A 12858-nucleotide genomic window follows, 5' to 3' on the forward strand; every position below is an offset into this window, starting at 1 on the left:
TGTAAGTGCCACGCCGGTTTTCGGCACGTCACCTTGAAGCACAGTGTTCTTTCCGCCACTGGAAGAACCGGTCAGGGGTGTTGGTGATGACGCCGTCGACACCCCACGACGTCGCGTTCTGCCATTTGCGTTCGCCGTCGACCGTCCAGACGAACGTCTGGACTCCGGCCGCCCGGAGCCGGGCCACCGTCTCGGGCCGGGCCGAGAGGCTGTTGACGTTCACCGCGTACGCGGTGAGGGAGAACTTCCGGGCCGTCGCCACCGGGTCCGCGTCGAGGTCGTCCCGCAGCAGCGCCAGTCTGATCTTGTACGGGGAGGCCGCCGCGTGGCGCACGATGTTCTCGTCGAAGGACTGGACCACGGTGCGGTCGGTCATTCCGGTCTCGGAGACAAGCCTCAGGACCTGGTCGACCGCCGCGGACGTCTGTGGGCCCTTGATCTCGAGGAGGAGCCGAACCGGCTGGGCCTTGACGGCGGTCAGCGCCTGACGCAGCGTCGGGACGTGCCCGCCGCCCTTCACCGTCAGCCTGGACACCTCCTGCGCGGTGAGCTCGTCGATGCGGCCGGTGCCGTCGGTCGTCCGGTCCACGGTGGCGTCGTGCATGATGACCGGTTGGCCGTCCTTGGTGAACTGCACGTCGGTCTCGACGTAGTCGGCGCCGTGACCGGCTGCCGCCTCGAAGGAGGCGATCGTGTTCTCCGGCGCGCGCCGAGGAGAACCGCGATGCCCGATGACACGGGTGCCCGAACAGTCGGCGGTAGGGCTCTTCCGCGGCTCGTGAGCCGCGGGTGTCCCTGACGTCCGGCCGGTAAGAGCAGCAACGCCCAAGGTCGCGACCACGGCCGTCGTCACCCCGATGGACAGCACATATCTGCCACGCGGTTTCGGACGGGCCGAACCTGGCGTAGGGCGCCGTCCCATGTACGAATCCCCCGTGGAAGACCTTTGAATGAAGCGATGAGCCCGACGATCCTACTCGACGGTTAACAAATTTTCACATGGGCCTCACAGCCACCTTCACGCCTCAGCTGACGCACGCCCCTCGGACGGTTCGGTTCCGGCTCCGGTACGCGAGATGGATCACAGAATGACCGGCGGGCGGCCCGGCGCAGCGGGCCCGTAACGGCTGTACATGGCATGTTTTCGCGCTCTACGCGCTGGACCGGTTACCGACCGTTATGGCGGCAAGTTCCCTTATGGTCGTTTTTCGGCTCGCCACTACGGCAAGCCTTGTTCCTGTAGCTGGTCCTGGTCCATCGCCGTGCCAGACCCTGGGCCCAGCCCGTGGCCGGACCTGCCGGCCCTCGGCGGCCGGCCCCTCGGCCCCGCCCGCGGCTCCGCGGCCCATCCCTGACCGGCCCGGCCGGCCTCTGCGGCCGACCACCGGTCCGCCGTACGGAGACGCAGCAGACGCACGCCCCGTACTACGGCGGGCCCTGCCCCTGTCCCCGTCGAAAGGTAGGCGAGCGAACCCTTGTCGGCTGCCACAGTTGCCGCTTCCCGCTCCACTCCCGTCCCCAAAGCCCCCGACGCCACCGTCACCGATCCCGCGCTGGTCAAGCGCGCCGTACAGGCCGCCGCGCTCGGCAACGCCATGGAGTGGTTCGACTTCGGCGTCTACAGCTACATCGCGGTCACGCTGGGCAAGGTGTTCTTCCCGTCCGGCAACTCCACCGCGCAGCTGCTGTCCACCTTCGGCGCGTTCGCCGCGGCCTTCCTGGTCCGCCCGCTCGGCGGGATGGTCTTCGGGCCGCTCGGTGACCGCGTCGGGCGCCAGAAGGTGCTCGCCGTCACCATGATCATGATGGCGATCGGCACGTTCTCGATCGGCCTGATCCCGTCGTACACGGCGATCGGCGTCGGCGCGCCGATCCTGCTGCTCGTGGCCCGGCTGGTGCAGGGCTTCTCGACCGGTGGCGAGTACGCGGGCGCGTCCACGTTCATCGCCGAGTACGCGCCGGACAAGAGGCGCGGCTTCCTCGGGAGCTGGCTCGAGTTCGGCACGCTCGCCGGATACATCGGCGGCGCGGGCCTGGTCACCCTGATGACGGCCCTGCTGTCCTCCCACGACCTGGTGTCCTGGGGCTGGCGGATCCCGTTCCTGATCGCCGGTCCGATGGGCGTCATCGGGCTCTACCTGCGGCTGCGCCTGGAGGAGACCCCCGCGTTCGCGGCCGAGGTGGAGAAGGCCGAGGCCGCCCGGCCCAGGGTGCCGCTGCGCGAGATGATCACCGGCCAGTGGAAGGCGCTGCTGCTGTGCATGGGGCTGGTGCTCGTCTTCAACGTCACCGACTACATGCTGCTGTCGTACATGCCGAGCTATCTGACCAGTGAGCTGAAGTACGACGAGACGCACGGGCTGCTGGTCGTGCTCGCCGTGATGGCGCTGATGATGATCGTGCAGCCCTTCGTGGGCGCGCTGACCGACCGGGTCGGCCGCCGTCCGGTGATCGCTGCGGGCTGCGCGGGTTTCCTGTTCCTGTCCGTCCCGGCGATCCTGCTGATCCGCCAGGGCAGCCTGCTCGCGGTCGCGCTCGGCATGGGCGCGCTGGGGCTGCTGCTGGTCTGCTTCACGGCGGCCATGCCGTCCGCCCTGCCGGCCCTCTTCCCGACCCGGGTCCGCTACGGCTCGCTGTCGATCGGCTTCAACGTCTCGGTGTCGCTGTTCGGCGGCACGACCCCGCTGGTGGTCACGGCGCTGATCGGCGCGACCGGGAACATGATGATGCCCGCCTACTACATGATGGCGGCGGCCGTGATCGGCGGTGCCGCGGTGTGGTTCATGACGGAGTCGGCGGGCCGCCCGCTGCCGGGTTCGGCACCGTCGCTGGAGCGGGGCGCGGAGCGCTGATCCGGTCCACCTGAGCCGACTCCCGGGTGACGTGCCGCTCGACCGGGCGGTACGTCACCCGACTGGTGGAAATCGGCTGACACGGCACCCTGCCCTGGCTATATTCGTTAGGGAGCCTAGTTAGGTGATCTAACCAGCCATATGAAAGGCATGGTGCATGAGCACAGCTCAACAGCTCTGGGACGACGTGGACGCCTACTTCACGGACCTGCTCGCCCCCGAGGACGAGGCGCTCACCGCGGCCCTGCGGGACAGCGACGCCGCTGGACTGCCGCACATCAACGTGGCGCCGAACCAGGGCAAGCTGCTCCAGCTCCTGGCCCGGATCCAGGGCGCCCGCCGCATCCTGGAGATCGGCACGCTCGGCGGGTACAGCACGATCTGGCTGGGCCGCGCCCTGCCCGCGGACGGCCGGCTGGTCACGCTCGAGTACCAGGCCAAGCACGCGGAGGTCGCCCGCCGGAACCTCGAACGAGCGGGCCTCGCCGGGATCACGGAGGTGCGCGTCGGCCCGGCGCTGGAATCGCTGCCCAAGCTGGCCGAGGAGCAGCCCGAGCCGTTCGACCTGGTGTTCATCGACGCGGACAAGGTCAACAACGCGCACTACGTCGAGTGGGCGCTGAAGCTGACCCGCCCCGGCAGCCTGATCGTCCTCGACAACGTGGTGCGCGGCGGCCAGGTCACCGACGCGGGCAGCGAGGACCCGAGCGTGCGGGGGACCCGGGCCGCGCTGGAACTGATGGCCTCGAACCCGAAGTTGAGCGCGACGGCGGTGCAGACGGTGGGCAGCAAGGGGCACGACGGGTTCGCGCTGGCCCGGGTGGTGGGCTGACCACCCGGGCAATCCTCAGGCCTCCTGGTAGAAGCCCACGTTGACGCTGCGCGGGGCGGTGCGGTCCTGGATGACCAGCTCCCCGGAGGCGCCCTGCGGGAGCTGGACCGCCCCGCCGTAGGGCAGGGGCTGCGCGGGGTGTCCGGCGAGGGTGAGCAGGACCTCGGAGGAGGGGTCGGGCTGGGAGCCACGCAACCAGGTGACCTGCCAGGCACCGTCGGGGCCGCACTGGAACTCCAGATGGACGCGGGAGACGAACAGCCAGTCGTCGGGGGTCGCCAGCCGGCACACGGACCTGTCCCGGCCCACCCGCAGCACGGTGCCCGGGTCGCTGGGCGCGTCGGCCATCTGCATGCCGGCCGTCGCCCCGGCGTCCGCCGCGGAGACCGAGGCCATGGTGAGTTCGAGCACGTGCGCTCCTTCGGGTGCGGCGGTTCAAGTGTGCTGCGGTCCGGCCCGATTGGCGTGCCGCGCCGGAATGATAATTCGCCCGATCGCCCCGTCGGGTGACGTCCCGCACAATGAACCCATGACCGAGCGCAAGCCACCCGGTGTCAGCTTCGAGTCGTTCGCCGACAAGCAGATCCGTGACGCCCAGGCACGAGGTGAGTTCGCGAACCTCCCCGGCGCCGGCGAGCCGTCACCGGGCGTCAGCGACACGGCGTACGACGAGCTGTGGTGGATCAAGCGCAAGATGGCCCGCGAGGGGATCTCGGTCCTGCCGCCGACACTGGCCCTGCGCAAGGAGGCGGAGGACACGCTGGCGGCGGCCGCTCAGGCACCGTCGGAGCGGGTGGCGCGGCGACTGGTCGAGCAGCTGAACGTGAAGATTCGCGACATGATGTTCAAGCCGCCGCCGGGCCCGCCGCTCGGCCTGAAGCCGTACGACGTGGAGGCGGTCGTCGAGGAGTGGCACGAACGCCACGGGGGGCGCTCGGGAGCGGGGTGAGCGCCCGGGAGCGGGTCCGGGGAAGCGGCGAGTTTCACGGCATCGGGGCCGTAGTGCACTTTCTGCGCGAGGTGATCTGGATGGCGCAGGCCCCACAGCGGCCGTCGAGTCAAGCGGCTGCCGGGCCGACGCGGTGACACAGCGAGCGGGGCCGGCCCGGAGGTGTCGTCCGGGCCGGCCCCGCTCGCCGGGGGCCGCTCACTTTCCGGGGCGGCCCCGCTCGCCGGGGGCCGCTCACATGTTCAGCAGCCGCTCCGCCGTCGCCCGGTAGTCCCGGAGCGCCAGGCGCAGCTGTTCCGTGTCGCCCGTCGGGTGGGCGGCGTCGCCCGTTTCCTGCCAGGACGCCTTAAGGGTCCGGCGCCGGGAGGACACGGCCTCCGCGATGCGCGAGGCGACCTCCTGGACCACCTGGTCCGCCTCCTCGACGGCCTCCTTGGGCCGGTCGACGAACCTGCCGACCGCGTGCTGCAACCGCAGCTCGAACTTGTCGCACTCGTCGCGCGGCAGCAGCCGGGGCTCCCGGGAGGAGCCCGCCGCACCCGGCCGGGACTCACCGGTGTCGGGCCGGAACTCCGCCGCCGACCGGGGCTCACCCGCCCCGGACCGGTACTCGCCCGCGACCCCGGACTCCCCTGCCTCCGGCCGGAACTCCGCGCCCGACCGGCGCTCATCCGTCTCGGGGCGGAACTCCGCCGCCGATCGGGGCTCTCCGGTGTCGGGCCGACGCCCCGTCGCTTCCGGGCGCTCGGCGGCGCCGCCCGGTGTCCATTCCGTCATCACGCTCAACTCCCCTTCACATGCTGCCTGTGGAACGCCCACGGCAGACGGGACTGCCCGGCGTTGCCGGCGGCGTGCCGGGGCGTCTTCTCCGTGGGGCCGGCCGACTGCCGGCGCGGGGGTGCCACCAGGTCCTCGAAGAGCGCACGCGCCTCCAGCATGGCCTCACGCATCTCTTCCGTGTCCGAGCCGTCCGCGGAGATGCCGGTGTCCGGGGCGTGGGCGGCCCGGTGCAGCCGGCGGTAGCCGTGGACGTGGTGGGCGTGGTGCACGGACAGCGCGTCGAGCTGCTCCTCGTAGTGCGCGCCGTCCGGGAAGCCCCGCACGCCCGCCAGCTCGGCGAGCAGGCGGTCCGCCTCGGCCACCGCCTCACCCGGGGAGTCGACGAAGCGCTCCTGCGCGGCCGCCCAGCGCGCCGCGTACCGTTCGCGCTCGGCCGGCTCCAGCGGGTGCTCGTTCAACGCGCCGTACTTGTTCAGCCGCTCGGTCAGTTCGCGCTCCGCGGCCTTGGTGTCGCCGTCGTGCCGGGCCACGGTCCGCTCGTACTCCGGTCCGAAGCGGCGCTTCAGGCTCCGACCTCCGACCGCGCCCCGGGCCCGTGGGGACACGGCGGCAGCGCCCGCTAGGGCGGCCGCCACGATCACGATCACGATCAGAGCGATGATCCAGCCTGTGGACATGGGTGCCTTCCGGGGTCGCCTTCAGGTCTTACGGCCCGGCGGGCCGTCTCCCGCCCGGGTTGCCCGGACGGCCGCCCCCAAACGAGCCGCCCGGCCACGTGCCGCCGGAAGGCCGGGGGGCACGCACGTAATTCGTTTGCGCGCACCTCCCGGGCCCTTTGGAGAATGTCCCGCATGAGCTGGACCATCGCCCCGGAACCCTTCGACTCCCCGGTCGCCGCCGCCCTGTGGCGGGCGTACTACACGGAGGTCAGCGACCGCTGGTACCTGCTGCACGAGGGGCGTCGCACGGACCCCGACGAGCTGGAGCGTGAGATAGCCGCCGACAGGGGCGACTACCTGGCGCCGCCCGGCGGGGTGCTGCTGGTGGCCCGTCACGACGGCCGCCCGGCGGGCATGGCGGGCGTTCGCCTGATGGATCCGGCGACCGCCGAGCTCAAGCGGGTCTTCGTGCACCCGGACGTGCGCGGCAAGGGCGGCGCCCCGCTCCTCGTGACCGCCGCCGAGGACGCGGCCCGCGCGCTGGGCGCCGGGCGTATGGTCCTCGACACCCGCGGCGACCTGGTCGAGGCCCGGGCCCTGTACGCCCGCCTCGGCTACGTCGAGACGGCGCCGTACAACGACAACCCGTACGCGGAGCACTGGTTCGGCAAGCCACTGGTCTGATCGTCCGCATCCGGGGCCGGCCGGCGACTGCTCAGGAGAGCCGCTAGGTGTGCTGTCCCGGGACGTTGGTGACAGGCGACAACGCCGCAGATGCGCGTGCCAGGCCCCGCGAGCCCGGCCTGATCCAAAAGAGAGGCCCTAGACGGCCCGGCCGAGCTGTCCCGGCGTCGTCGAGCCGTTGTGCGGGCGTTCCGCGTCCGAGCCGCACAGCTCCGCGTTCAGTTCCTGGACCAGCTTGATCAGGTCGGTGGGGCGGTCGGGGCCCCACCAGTCGCCGAGCAGTTCGGCCAGGGACTCCTCACGCGCCTCGGCGAGGCGGTCGGCGACCTCGCGGCCCTGTTCGGTCAGCACCAGGTCGAGCCCTTCGCGCACCCCGAGGCGCCGCTCCTCCACCTGCCGTGCGGCGGCGATGATGACGTGCAGCGGAACCGAGCTGCGCTCGGCGAGCAGCGCCGGCTCGGCCCAGCCGTGCTTCTTCATCCGCAGCAGCAGCCAGCTCGTCGCGGGCAGCAGGTCGTACCCGGCCCGCCGGGTGATCTTCTCGTAGATCTGCCGGCGCCCCTCCCGGGAGCCGAGCAGGGACAGCGCGCGACTGGCCTCCTCGTACGACGAGCGGTGCACCGGGTTGCTCGCCAGGGTCTCCGACACGTCCGGTGCCGTGACCGAGCCGCGCAGCTTGTCCTCGCGCAGGAACCAGGCCAGGACGAAGCCGAGGAGGGCGACCGGGGCGGCGTAGAGGAAGACGTCGGTGATGGAGGAGGAGAACGCGTGCAGCACGGAGGGCCGGACGGTGGGCGGCAGGGCCGCGATACCGCGCGGGTCGGCCTTCAGGGCGGCCGGGCTGACGCCCGGCGGGAGCGGATGCCCGGCGAGCGCGGCCACGAGCTTGTCGGCGAGGCGGCCCGCGAAGACCGTGCCGAAGACGGCCACGCCGAACGAGGCGCCGATGGAGCGGAAGAAGGTGGCGCCGGAGGTGGCGACGCCCAGGTCCTCGTAGGCGACGGCGTTCTGCACGATCAGCACCAGCACCTGCATGACGAGACCGAGGCCGAGGCCGAAGACGAGGAAGTAGCCGCTCATCTCGGCGGTGCTGCTGTTCTCGGTGAGCCGGTGCAGCAGGAGCAGGCCGATGGTGGTGACGGCGGTGCCCGCGATCGGGAACACCTTCCAGCGGCCGGTGCGGCTGACGATCTGGCCGGAGGCGGTGGAGGACAGCAGCATGCCGGCCACCATCGGCAGCATGTGCACCCCGGACAGGGTGGGGCTGATGCCGTGGACGATCTGCAGGAACGTCGGCAGGTACGTCATCGCGCCGAACATCGCGAAGCCGACGATGAAGCTGATGACGGCGGAGAGCGTGAAGGTGCGGACGCGGAAGAGCTTCAGGGGCAGGACGGGTTCGGCGGCGCGGCGTTCGACGAGGAGGAACGCCACGAGCAGCACGGCGCCGAGGGCGGCCAGGCCGGCGATCTGCGGTGAGCCCCACGCCCAGGTGGTCCCGCCGAGCGAGGCCACGAGGACCAGGCAGGTGGCGACGGAGGCGATGAGGAGGGTGCCGAGGTAGTCGATGACGTGCCGTTCGGCCTTCCGTGGGATGCGCAGGGCCGTGGCGATCACGGCGAGGGCGATCACACCGACGGGCAGGTTGACGTAGAAGACCCAGCGCCAGCTGAGGTGCTGGGTGAACAGGCCGCCGAGCAGCGGGCCGAGGACGCTGGTCGCACCGAAGACGGCACCGAACAGGCCCTGGTAGCGGCCCCGCTCCCGGGGCGGGACGATGTCGCCGACGATGGCCATCGACAGCACGATGAGCCCACCGCCGCCGAGGCCCTGCAGGGCGCGGAAGCCGATCAGCTCGGGCATGTTGCGTGCCATGCCGCACAGCGCGGAGCCGATCAGGAAGAGCACGATCGCGGCCTGGAACAGCTTCTTGCGCCCGTACTGGTCACCGAGCTTGCCCCACAGGGGGGTGGCCGCGGTGGAGGCGAGCAGATATGCGGTGACCACCCAGGACAGATGCTCCAGACCGCCGAGGTCGCTGACGATGGTGGGCAGCGCGGTGGAGACGATCGTCTGGTCGAGGGCGGCCAGCAGCATGCCGAGCAGCAGTGCGCCGATGGACACGAGGACGCCGCCGTGCACGCTGTCGTCGCCGGGCGCGTGGCGTGCGGCGACGGAGCCGCCGGTGCCCGCACCGGTGGCGGTGCCGGGTATGGCCGGTTCCGTGGGACGCGTGCCCTCTCCCGCCGCCCTGCCCTGGGTGTCATCGGTCATGAAGGCCTCCCGTGGACGGTCGTACGACCTCCGTGCGCTGTCGTCCATCGTGCACTCTCATCGTGGTGGGTGTGACCCGTTATGGCCTGTTGAGTCCTGATGGGAGGGAGGAATTCCGGGGGCTGCCGGGAGATTCGGTGAGGGAGATCTGCATAATTTCTGGAATTCGGCGGGGAGGGGACCCACGCGTGAACGGACCGAACGGACAGGCCTGTCCGGAGTGCGCGGCACCGCGACGAGGGGACGGCACACCGTCGTGCGGATGCACCCGGCGGGCGGCCGAGGCACTCCAGGAGGCGCGCACGGCGGAGGCGGCAGCGGCGGAGGACTTCGATCCGCTGCGCATCAGGCCGTATGTGGAGCTGGGGGACGAGACGGTACGACTGGGGGCCGTACCGGAGGAGCCGGACGCGACGGTGCGACTGGGCGCCGTATCGGATGTATCGGATGCGATGCCGCAGTCGGCTGCCGTGTCGGGCGAGCCGGACGCGACGGTGCGACCGGACGCCGTACGGGACGAGCCGGACGCGACGGTGCAGTCGGCTGCCGTACCGGACGTGACGACGGCTCTCCCGGCCGTGCCCGACGAGGAGGACCGGGCCGCCGCCGCCCCCACGGACGCCGAGCCGCGGCCCCGGCGCCTTCGGCGCACCGTCCTGCTGACCACCGGGGGTGCGATGGTCGCGGTCGTGGCGGCGGCAGGTTACGCGAGCGGGCTGTTCTCCTACGACCCTCCGAAGCGGGACGGTGCGCTGCCGCAGGAGGTACGGGCGAGCGTGCCGGAGGCGTCGGCGGCGGCCGGTACGTCGGCGCCGCCCGCAACGGTGTCCAAGGCGGCGCCCCCGCCGAGCAGGAAGCGGTCGCCGAGTGCGAGCCCGTCGCCGTCGTCGTCACCGTCACCGTCGAGCCCGTCCACCACGCCGTCCACGTCGCCGACCCCGAGCGGCACACCGACGACCGCACCGCCCACCGCAACGGCGTCGCCGGGCACGCACGCCCAGCCCCACCAGAGCGCCTCCGTCCTCCGCACCGGCGACCAGGGCCCGGAGGTCAGGGAACTGCAGCTCCGCCTGCGCCAACTCGGCCTGTACCTGGGCCCCGCGAACGGCACCTACGACGCCCAGGTGGAGAGCGCGGTCCGCAACTACCAGATCAGCCGGGGCATCACACAGGACGAGCCAGGGGTGTACGGGGCGGCAACGAGAGCAAGGCTGGAAGCGGAAACGACGCGGCCGTAGTCCGCGGCTTCCGCCGCGAGGCCGGGCCCTGTGGTCGGAACTCCCGCGCGCGAGCGGTCCGTCAGGCGAGGTGGAGCCGTATCGTGCCGTCCCCGGCGGTGTCCACCCGCACCCCGGTCAGGTCCGCCACCAGCGCGTCCGGTCCGTGCAGCCCCGCACGGGGGCCGACTCCCACCACCCGCATCCCCGCGGCGCGTCCCGCCGCGATGCCCGCTCCCGAGTCCTCGAAGACCACGCAGTCCTCCGGGGCCACGCCCAGTTCCGCGGCGCCCTTCAGGAAGCCCTCGGGGTCGGGCTTGCTCGCACCGACCGACTCGGCGGTGATCCGCACCGGCGGCAGTTCCAGACCCGCCGCCGCCATCCGCGCGGTCGACAGGGCCACGTCGGCCGAGGTCACGAGCGCGTGCGGCAGCCCCCGCAGCGCGTCCAGGAACTCCCGGGCCCCGGGGATCGCCACGACCCCGTCCATGTCCGAGGTCTCCTCGGCGAGCATGCGGGCGTTGTCCGCCAGGTTCTGCTCGACGGGCCGGTCGGGCAGCAGCAGCGCCATCGACGCATGGCCCTGCCGGCCGTGCACCACCTTCATCACCTCGTCGCCGTCCAGGCCTTGCCGGTCGGCCCAGCGGCGCCAGATCCGCTCCACGACGGCGTCGGAGTTGACGAGGGTGCCGTCCATGTCCAGCAGGAGGGCGCGGGCGGTGAGCACGGTGGTGGCCGTCATCGGCAGCTCCAAGACACGGCGGAGGGGGCCGTACGTACGGGCCCCGCGGGGACAAGGCGGCCCCGCCCGCCGGTCAGGGGAAGCGGGCGGGAGCCACTTTGTTCCTCCACGGTACAAAACCCTCGGCGATCCCGCCAGCGTTCCCGCCAAGACGTCACCGGCCGTTCGCCGCCCGGTCACCCCCGCCGGGCCCATCGACGTCACCGGGCCACGGCCTCGTACAGGCTCCACACCCCGAGCGTCAGCATCACCAGCGCCGCGATCTTCGTGATCAGCCCCAGCGGCACCCGCTTCATCAGCGCCTTGCCGCCCACGATGCCGAGCCCCGCGACGGCCCACAGCCCGAGCACCGCGCCGAGGCCCACGGACAGCGGGTCGTCGTAGCGGGCCGCGAGGTTCGCCGTCATGATCTGGGTCAGGTCGCCGAACTCCGCGACCAGGATGAGCATGAAGCCCGTACCGGCCACCTTCCAGAAGGACTGGTCCTGCGGCTTGCGGATCTCCTCGTCGCCGTCCCCCTTCTTCAGCAGCAGCATCGCGGCACCGCCCAGGAAGAGCACACCCGTCAGCGCGTGCACGAGCCGCTGCGGCAGCAGGGTCAGCGCGCTGCCCGCCGCGACGGCGAGCACGACGTGCAGCGTGAAGGCGGCGGCGACACCGGCGAAGACGTAGGAGGCGCGGTACCGGGTGCCGAGGACGAGTCCGGCGAGGGCCGTCTTGTCCGGCAGCTCGGCCAGGAAGATGACGCCGAAGACGAGCGCCAGGACGGTGATGCTGATCAACGTTCCTCAATCAGTCGGGGCCGCCCCGCCGAGAGTGCTGTGAACGCTGCGACACCTCGGCACGGCAGCACACGGATCGCCCGCTGCCGTACGGCACGGGCGTGCACTGCTTGCCGAAGGTCTCGCTGGCCGACCCCTGATCGAGGTCCGCCTCCGGGCGCCGGCTCAGCGGAACTGAGCAGTGTGTCGACGGTCCGGCGAAGAGCTACTCCCCTTCTGCGCCGCCCATCGTACGGGACGGCACAACCCACACCAAAGGGTGCCGGTCACATGTCCGGCCCCGCTGCACCCCTTGTCGTGTCATGTTCGCGTCATTAGCTTCTTACCAAACACACACCTGGAGGCAACACGCCCCCGCGAGCATTCCCTCGCTCGCACCTCAACAGCCCCACACGACAAGGAAGTTGGCATGCCCAAGGTCTACGCGCGTCGACGCGTCAGCATACTCGCCGCTCTTACCGGGCTCATAGCCTGCGTCGGACTCTTCAACGGCCCGGCCGCCTCCGCCGCCCTCCCCACCCCGGTCAGCGGCGCCACCGCCCGCAGCTACCTCGCCTCGCTCACGGTGGCCACCGAGAACCGCACCGGCTACAGCCGCGACCTCTTCCCGACCTGGATCACCATCAGCGGCACCTGCAACACCCGCGAGTACATCCTCAAGCGCGACGGCTCCAACGTCGTCACCGACTCGTCCTGCGCCGCCACGAGCGGCAGCTGGTACTCCCCGTACGACGGCGCGACCTGGTACGCCGCCTCCGACGTCGACATCGACCACCTGGTCCCGCTCGCCGAGGCCTGGGACTCCGGCGCGAGCAAGTGGACGACGTCCCAGCGCCAGGCCTTCGCCAACGACATCACCCGTCCGCAGCTGCTCGCGGTCACCGACAACGTCAACCAGGCCAAGGGCGACCAGGACCCGGCCACCTGGATCCCGTCCCGGTGGTCGTACGTCTGCACCTACGTCCGCGCCTGGGTGCAGGTGAAGTACTACTACGACCTCTCCGTCGACTCCGCCGAGAAGAGCGCGCTGCAGAACTACCTCGCGAGCTGCTGAGCCGCCTCGCGGGCGCCGAGCCCAGCGGGCCCG

Annotated in this window: 13 protein-coding genes; 6 read left to right on the forward strand and 7 right to left on the reverse strand. The window is 71.5% G+C overall.

Going from position 1 to position 12858, the window contains the following annotated elements; all coding sequences use genetic code 11:
- Positions 1–28: 28 nt before the first annotated feature.
- Positions 29–841, reverse strand: coding sequence for a glycerophosphodiester phosphodiesterase (locus tag ACIRC0_RS14840; RefSeq protein WP_403615939.1), 813 nt, complete (start codon positions 839–841; stop codon positions 29–31).
- Between the two features lie 634 nt (positions 842–1475).
- Between ACIRC0_RS14840 and proP the strand changes: the two genes are divergently transcribed.
- Together proP and ACIRC0_RS14850 are read left to right on the forward strand one after the other, a co-directional pair.
- Positions 1476–2852, forward strand: a complete 1377-nt coding sequence (gene proP / locus ACIRC0_RS14845; protein ID WP_403615942.1) for a glycine betaine/L-proline transporter ProP — start codon at positions 1476–1478, stop codon at positions 2850–2852.
- Positions 2853–3009: 157 nt separating this feature from the next.
- Complete coding sequence (locus ACIRC0_RS14850) at positions 3010–3684, forward strand: O-methyltransferase (protein WP_403615945.1); 675 nt, start codon at positions 3010–3012, stop codon at positions 3682–3684.
- Between the two features lie 15 nt (positions 3685–3699).
- On the opposite strand, the gene ACIRC0_RS14855 is transcribed toward ACIRC0_RS14850, so the two are convergent.
- On the reverse strand, positions 3700–4095 hold the full coding sequence (locus ACIRC0_RS14855) for a hypothetical protein (RefSeq protein WP_403615948.1): 396 nt from the start codon (positions 4093–4095) through the stop codon (positions 3700–3702).
- A 118-nt stretch (positions 4096–4213) separates the two neighbouring features.
- Between ACIRC0_RS14855 and ACIRC0_RS14860 the strand changes: the two genes are divergently transcribed.
- Positions 4214–4633: a DUF1992 domain-containing protein gene (locus ACIRC0_RS14860; protein WP_403615951.1), complete on the forward strand. Its 420-nt coding sequence runs from the start codon at positions 4214–4216 to the stop codon at positions 4631–4633.
- A gap of 234 nt (positions 4634–4867) precedes the next feature.
- Here the strand turns inward: ACIRC0_RS14860 and ACIRC0_RS14865 are convergent, their stop codons facing one another.
- Positions 4868–5410 (reverse strand): hypothetical protein, encoded by a 543-nt coding sequence (locus ACIRC0_RS14865; RefSeq protein WP_403615953.1) that lies wholly within the window; start codon positions 5408–5410, stop codon positions 4868–4870.
- A gap of 5 nt (positions 5411–5415) precedes the next feature.
- Positions 5416–6090: a hypothetical protein gene (locus ACIRC0_RS14870; protein WP_403615956.1), complete on the reverse strand. Its 675-nt coding sequence runs from the start codon at positions 6088–6090 to the stop codon at positions 5416–5418.
- A gap of 174 nt (positions 6091–6264) precedes the next feature.
- Between ACIRC0_RS14870 and ACIRC0_RS14875 the strand changes: the two genes are divergently transcribed.
- Positions 6265–6756 (forward strand): GNAT family N-acetyltransferase, encoded by a 492-nt coding sequence (locus ACIRC0_RS14875; protein ID WP_403615958.1) that lies wholly within the window; start codon positions 6265–6267, stop codon positions 6754–6756.
- A gap of 138 nt (positions 6757–6894) precedes the next feature.
- Here the strand turns inward: ACIRC0_RS14875 and ACIRC0_RS14880 are convergent, their stop codons facing one another.
- On the reverse strand, positions 6895–9030 hold the full coding sequence (locus ACIRC0_RS14880) for an MDR family MFS transporter (RefSeq protein ID WP_403615960.1): 2136 nt from the start codon (positions 9028–9030) through the stop codon (positions 6895–6897).
- A gap of 188 nt (positions 9031–9218) precedes the next feature.
- Here ACIRC0_RS14880 and ACIRC0_RS14885 point away from each other — a divergent pair, with 188 nt between their 5' ends.
- A complete protein-coding gene (locus ACIRC0_RS14885; protein WP_403615962.1) occupies positions 9219–10268 on the forward strand; it encodes a peptidoglycan-binding protein in 1050 nt (349 codons plus the stop codon).
- Positions 10269–10329: 61 nt separating this feature from the next.
- Here the strand turns inward: ACIRC0_RS14885 and ACIRC0_RS14890 are convergent, their stop codons facing one another.
- Complete coding sequence (locus tag ACIRC0_RS14890) at positions 10330–10989, reverse strand: HAD-IA family hydrolase (protein ID WP_403615965.1); 660 nt, start codon at positions 10987–10989, stop codon at positions 10330–10332.
- 200 nt (positions 10990–11189) lie between these two features.
- Complete coding sequence (locus tag ACIRC0_RS14895) at positions 11190–11771, reverse strand: TMEM165/GDT1 family protein (protein ID WP_403615968.1); 582 nt, start codon at positions 11769–11771, stop codon at positions 11190–11192.
- Positions 11772–12180: 409 nt separating this feature from the next.
- Between ACIRC0_RS14895 and ACIRC0_RS14900 the strand changes: the two genes are divergently transcribed.
- The gene (locus tag ACIRC0_RS14900; RefSeq protein ID WP_403615970.1) at positions 12181–12825 is read left to right on the forward strand and encodes an HNH endonuclease family protein; all 645 of its coding nucleotides are present in this window, start codon (positions 12181–12183) and stop codon (positions 12823–12825) included.
- The last annotated feature ends 33 nt before the right edge of the window (positions 12826–12858 follow it).

Source organism: Streptomyces sp. NPDC093984 (assembly GCF_044764595.1).
GTDB classification, from domain to species: Bacteria; Actinomycetota; Actinomycetes; order Streptomycetales; family Streptomycetaceae; genus Streptomyces; species Streptomyces cynarae.

Coding starts and splice junctions, on each gene's coding strand:
- ACIRC0_RS14865 (WP_403615953.1), bottom strand. CDS start 5,410: ATGACGGAATGGACACCGGGCGGCGCCGCCGAGCGCCCGGAAGCGACG.
- ACIRC0_RS14875 (WP_403615958.1), top strand. CDS start 6,265: ATGAGCTGGACCATCGCCCCGGAACCCTTCGACTCCCCGGTCGCCGCC.
- ACIRC0_RS14870 (WP_403615956.1), bottom strand. CDS start 6,090: ATGTCCACAGGCTGGATCATCGCTCTGATCGTGATCGTGATCGTGGCG.
- ACIRC0_RS14860 (WP_403615951.1), top strand. CDS start 4,214: ATGACCGAGCGCAAGCCACCCGGTGTCAGCTTCGAGTCGTTCGCCGAC.
- ACIRC0_RS14890 (WP_403615965.1), bottom strand. CDS start 10,989: ATGACGGCCACCACCGTGCTCACCGCCCGCGCCCTCCTGCTGGACATG.
- ACIRC0_RS14880 (WP_403615960.1), bottom strand. CDS start 9,030: ATGACCGATGACACCCAGGGCAGGGCGGCGGGAGAGGGCACGCGTCCC.
- ACIRC0_RS14900 (WP_403615970.1), top strand. CDS start 12,181: ATGCCCAAGGTCTACGCGCGTCGACGCGTCAGCATACTCGCCGCTCTT.
- ACIRC0_RS14850 (WP_403615945.1), top strand. CDS start 3,010: ATGAGCACAGCTCAACAGCTCTGGGACGACGTGGACGCCTACTTCACG.